Source organism: Sphingobacterium shayense (assembly GCF_013179575.1).
Classification (GTDB): Bacteria; Bacteroidota; Bacteroidia; order Sphingobacteriales; family Sphingobacteriaceae; genus Sphingobacterium; species Sphingobacterium shayense.
Genome location: NZ_JABMCQ010000218.1, coordinates 1 through 5,269, shown reverse-complemented (window position 1 = coordinate 5,269; position 5,269 = coordinate 1). Strand labels below are relative to the sequence as shown.

Sequence of the window (5,269 nt, the reverse complement as noted above, 5' to 3'; positions counted from 1 at the left end):
TTTGTTTGCTAATTCTGTTGCCGAAGCTGGCGGCCTGCCTTTTGTCGCGCTATCGCTGCTTAAAGGTAAAAGTGCGAAAGAGTTAGTGACGGAAGCCAAAGTACTCATGGGGGATAAAACTTGGGGCGTAGGTATTCTAGGATTTGCTCCTCAGGCTCTACGGGAGGAGCAGATTTCCTATATACTCGAAGCAATGCCCCCTGTTGTTTTAATCGCTGGTGGGAGGCCTGAGCAGGCGAAGGTATTCGAGCAGGCAGGAATTAAAACCTTCCTGCATGTACCGTCTGCTGGCTTACTGGATATGTTTTTAAAACAAGGAGCAAGAAACTTTGTATTTGAAGGAAGGGAGTGTGGTGGTCATGTCGGGCCACTATCCAGTATGGTTCTTTGGGAAAAGCAGATCGAACGTATTTTAAAAGAAGATAATCCGGAAGATATCAATGTATTTTTTGCTGGAGGCATTCACGATGCTTTCTCGAGTGCATTTGTTTCCGTTATGGCAGCTCCATTAGCAGCCAGAGGTGTTAAGGTAGGGGTGTTAATGGGTACCGCTTACCTTTATACGAAAGAAGCTGTAGCTACAGGGGCTATACAAGATGAATTTCAAGTTCAGGCGCTTCAGGCGAAAGATACGGTGTTACTAGAGACCGCTCCAGGGCACGAAACCCGATGTTTAAATACTTCTTTTGCTCGATTTTTTTCAGAGGAAAAAGCAGAGCTCCTAAAGAAGGGGCTGGATAAAAAGCAAGTATGGGAAAAGCTTGAGCAGTTAAATGTCGGCAGGCTGCGTATCGCCGCAAAAGGAATTGACCGTCAGCAGGGGGAATTAGTTCCCATTCCCAAGGGCAAGCAGCTCGACCTAGGCATGTACATGATTGGGCAGGTAGCAGTAATGCATGACCGTATCCTCTCGCTTGCCGATCTTCATCAGGATGTAGGCGTTAACAACAAGCATTATATTCAGAGCGCACATTTGCCTCAGGAGCCTTCATCCGGCGAGATGCCGCTTGATATTGCTATTGTCGGGATGGATTGCATATTTCCTGGCGCCAAGAGCTTAGAAGAATACTGGCGTAATATTGTTGGAGGGAAAGATAGTGTCACCGAGGTGCCTGATGAACGCTGGAATAAAGATATTTATTACCAGCCTGAGACGGACGGACCTGATGTGTCACATTCGAAATGGGGAGGCTTTATTCCAAAAATTGATTTTGATCCCCTAGCGTTTGGAATTCCTCCGCAATCTCTTGCTGCTATTGAACCCACGCAGCTATTAAGTTTATTGGTCGCTCGGCGCGCGCTGGATAACGCGGGATACGCCGATAAAGAGATCGACAGAGAAAACATCTCCGTTATCATCGGGGCTGAGGGTGGAAATGACCTTGCTAATAGCTATAGTTTTAGAGGATATTATAAACAGGTGTTTGGAGAGCTGCACAAAGAGGTGCAGGATGCATTTCCTCACACAACTGAAGATTCATTTCCGGGTATTTTAGCGAATGTTATCGCCGGAAGAATCACAAATCGGCTAGACCTTGGAGGGAGAAATTTTACCGTCGATGCGGCTTGTGCCTCTTCCTTAGCTGCTATTGAGCTTGCATGCCAAGAATTAATATTAGGAAAATCCGATATGGTGCTCGCTGGCGGCGCGGATTTGCATAACGGTATCAATGACTACCTGATGTTTTCCAGCACGCATGCACTATCCCGAAAAGGGCGATGTGCAACATTTGACAGTGAGGCGGATGGGATTGCCCTAGGCGAAGGTGTTGCCATGGTAGTTTTGAAGCGGTACAGCGATGCTGTTCAGGATGGAGACCGAATTTATTCGGTTATCAAGGGAATCGGAGGCTCGAGCGACGGGAAAGCGCTAGGTCTTACCGCGCCACGAAAAATAGGGCAGGTGCGGGCACTAGAGCGTGCCTACGCGCAGGCGGGAGTCAGTCCAGCTTCAGTTGGTTTAGTTGAAGCGCATGGAACGGGGACCGTTGTGGGAGACAAAACAGAGCTTAATGCCCTGACAAATTTGTTCAGTCGCGCGGGCGCTTTGCCCGGAAAGACACATTTGGGATCAGTAAAAACACAGATTGGTCATACTAAATGTGCTGCAGGATTAGCCGGACTGATCAAAGCATCACTAGCAGTATTCCATGGCGTGAAACCACCGACACTTCACCTGCAAAAACCAAACATGTATTACAATGCCCAAACGAGTCCATTTGCGTTTTATAGCGAATGTGGAATCTGGGATGAGAAAGAGCGTTACGCTGGCGTTAGCGCTTTTGGATTTGGCGGGACGAATTTTCATGCTGTTATTGCAGGGCATTCAAACCGGCAGGACGCGACTATATTACAATCTTGGCCTGCTGAGCTGTTTGTTTTTCGCGGGCAGAGCTACGAAGAAGCGAAAAAGCAATTGGGTGATGTTAAGGCCCTGTTAGAGGTAAATGACGGAATTCCATTAAAAGATATTGCCTACACGCTGAGCGTATGCTCGGCGGAACCGGTTCAGCTGAGTATTGTTGCCGATACTGCAGAGGATCTGGTGATGAAAATCGAACTGGCGTTATCGGGTATAGAAAGTAAAGACACGTTTATCGTAAATAAAAAATCAGGGAAAACGGCTTTTTTATTTCCTGGGCAGGGAAGCCAGCGGGTTAATATGGCTCGCGAGCTCTTTGTGATTTTTCCTGCTATGCGTAAGCTGCTAACGGAAACTCCGGAGCTCCTAAAGGTTGTATTTCCTTCCCAGGTATTTAGCCCTGAGGATTTACAACGTCAAAAAGATTCGCTTAAAGATACGCGTTTGGCGCAGCCTATTCTTGGTTTAATAGATTTAGCGCTAGCGAAATTTCTGTACTGGCTTGGCATCGTCCCAGATATGTTGGCGGGGCACAGCTACGGAGAACTGCCGGCACTATGTTTTGCCGGAGTTTTCGAGGAAGAAAAGTTAGTCGAACTCAGTAGCAAAAGAGCAGAGGCGATATTGAACGCTGTAGTGGATGGCGATCCGGGTGCTATGGCTGCAGTAAATGCTTCAGCAGAGCGAATTGAAGAAATAGTCAGTGGGGTTGAGGGCTGTTATCCTGCTAACTATAACGCCCCATCTCAGTGTGTTGTTGCAGGGACTACGGCTGGTATCACGGGCCTACTTGAAATACTTAAACAGCAGCGAATCTCGGCCAAAAAAATCGAGGTTGCCTGCGCGTTCCATAGCCCAATTGTTGCAGGCTCCAAAAGCCTGTATGAGATTGTTCTAAGAGATGTGCGTTTTCAGAAAGCTCAAATTCCGGTTTGGTCAAACACCACAGCGACTCTTTACCCGGTGGAGCCGTCAGCTATAAAAGAAAGGCTTACTGATCATTTAGTGCAGCCGGTACGTTTTAGGGAAGAAATCGAAGCAATGTATGCCGACGGGGCTCGAATATTCATAGAGGTAGGTCCGGGGAAGGTATTGTCAGCATTGACGGAATCCTGCCTGGATGAATCTGCTACGATGCTTCATGTGGAAGATAACGGACGCAAGAAGCTTTCTCATCTCCTGTGCATGCTGGCTAGATACATAGGCACGGGCCGTTCCATGGATTTAGCGAAATTATTTCTTGGGCGCGATGTGAAACTGGTTCAGATTGGATCGCCTGAACAGTATAAAAAAAGCCCAGCCCTCTGGCGTATCAATGGACAGGCAGCCCATCCTGCGATAGGTAACTTGCCAAGTAATGGCGCATTACCCATTTCTACCCCTCTTCAGATGAACCACTCTACACACCAGCCAGCACCTCAGGGTCAAAGCGAGCTCGCCACCGAGCGGATGTTGGCGGAATATTTAAATAGCATGAAAATGCTCATTCAGGCGCAGCGTGACGTGATGCTGTCTTTCTTAGGTCAGCACCAGCAGACAAATCCGTTACCGATGTATTCCTCCCAAGCCTCCGTTCATTTACCAGAACCTGCTGCCCCTTTATCCGAGCGACCGCTGAAGAATGGAAACTCGCTTAGTATAGAGGTGAAGAAAAGTAGTAAAAAGGATATCGGGGCGTTACTGCTAAAAATCGTCAGTGAGAAAACGGGCTATCCACATGAGATGCTGGGTATGGATCTAGATTTGGAAGCAGATTTAAGTATCGACTCGATCAAAAGAGTTGAGATAATAGGAGCGCTGCGTGGTGAGCTAGGTTTATTAGTAGCTGCTGGTGCCGGCGAGGACAACGTGATGGAGCAGCTATCTGGAATAAAAACGCTCAGCAGCATGGTTTCTTGGTTTAACGATAACTTGCAAGCGATCGAAATGGATGCTGCTGAAGTAGTAACTGAGAGCGGTACACCTGTGCTCGCGCAAGAGCCAATCACCTTAAAAAAGCTACAGGCGCTCATTCTAGATATCGTGAGCGATAAGACGGGATACCCGAAAGAGATGCTAGGCTTAGATCTGGATTTAGAAGCCGATTTAAGTATCGACTCTATTAAGCGGATGGAAATTGTAGGGGAGCTCCGGTCCAAAATCGATTTTGGAAATGACCTGGAGCAGCAAGGGGACCTAATGGAAAAATTAGCCGCTATTAAAACTCTTAACGAGTTATCCGTTTGGATTAGTAATCTCACGGGCGAAGACAATTCGCAGCAAGGGATAGCGAAGAACGGGCTCTCCCGGTTTCGCTTTGATTTGACACCTGCGGACCATGCAACCCTAGGCGACGCACAGTCCCTTGTAGGAAAACGTTTCGCTATTGTTTCGCCCCCCGGTAGGCAGGTTTCGCTTCTGCTGGATGAACTTCAGAAACAGGGCGTGGCGGCAGAAAGTGTCGATACAGAAAGCGATCTTAGCAAATTCGATGGATTAATTGCGCTGGATCTAGAGGGTGCAAGTGAGCGCGATAATATTTTGGATTTGGTTGGCCTGGTTAAACGTGTCGATATGGACAGGATAAAGTGGATTTATTTAATATCTGACATTTCTGCCAGTCACAAGGGGTTAGCCGGTAACCAGGGCTCCGTAGAGTTCCAAGGTTATTCCGGTTTCTTCAAAAGTTTGGCTCGCGAATACGAGCAGGTAAATTGTAAGGTTATCAATTTGAAGAGCTTGGCTTCTGAGGACCAAATATCAAGTATCATAATTCAAGAAATCTTAGCTGATGAAAAATCGGTCGAAACGGTTTATGAGAATGAGCAGCGCTATGCGATAGATCTTGTGCCTGCTTTACTGTCTACTGGTGCTCCAGGCATTCGGTTAGATAGAGAGTCCGTGGTATTAGTTCTTGGCGGGGGACAA

General features: G+C 47.4%; 1 protein-coding gene. It reads left to right on the top strand.

Going from position 1 to position 5,269, the window contains the following annotated elements:
• Positions 1-5,269: type I polyketide synthase (locus tag HP439_RS17515; protein ID WP_172391626.1), on the top strand; the 5,269-nt coding region annotated here is incomplete at both ends.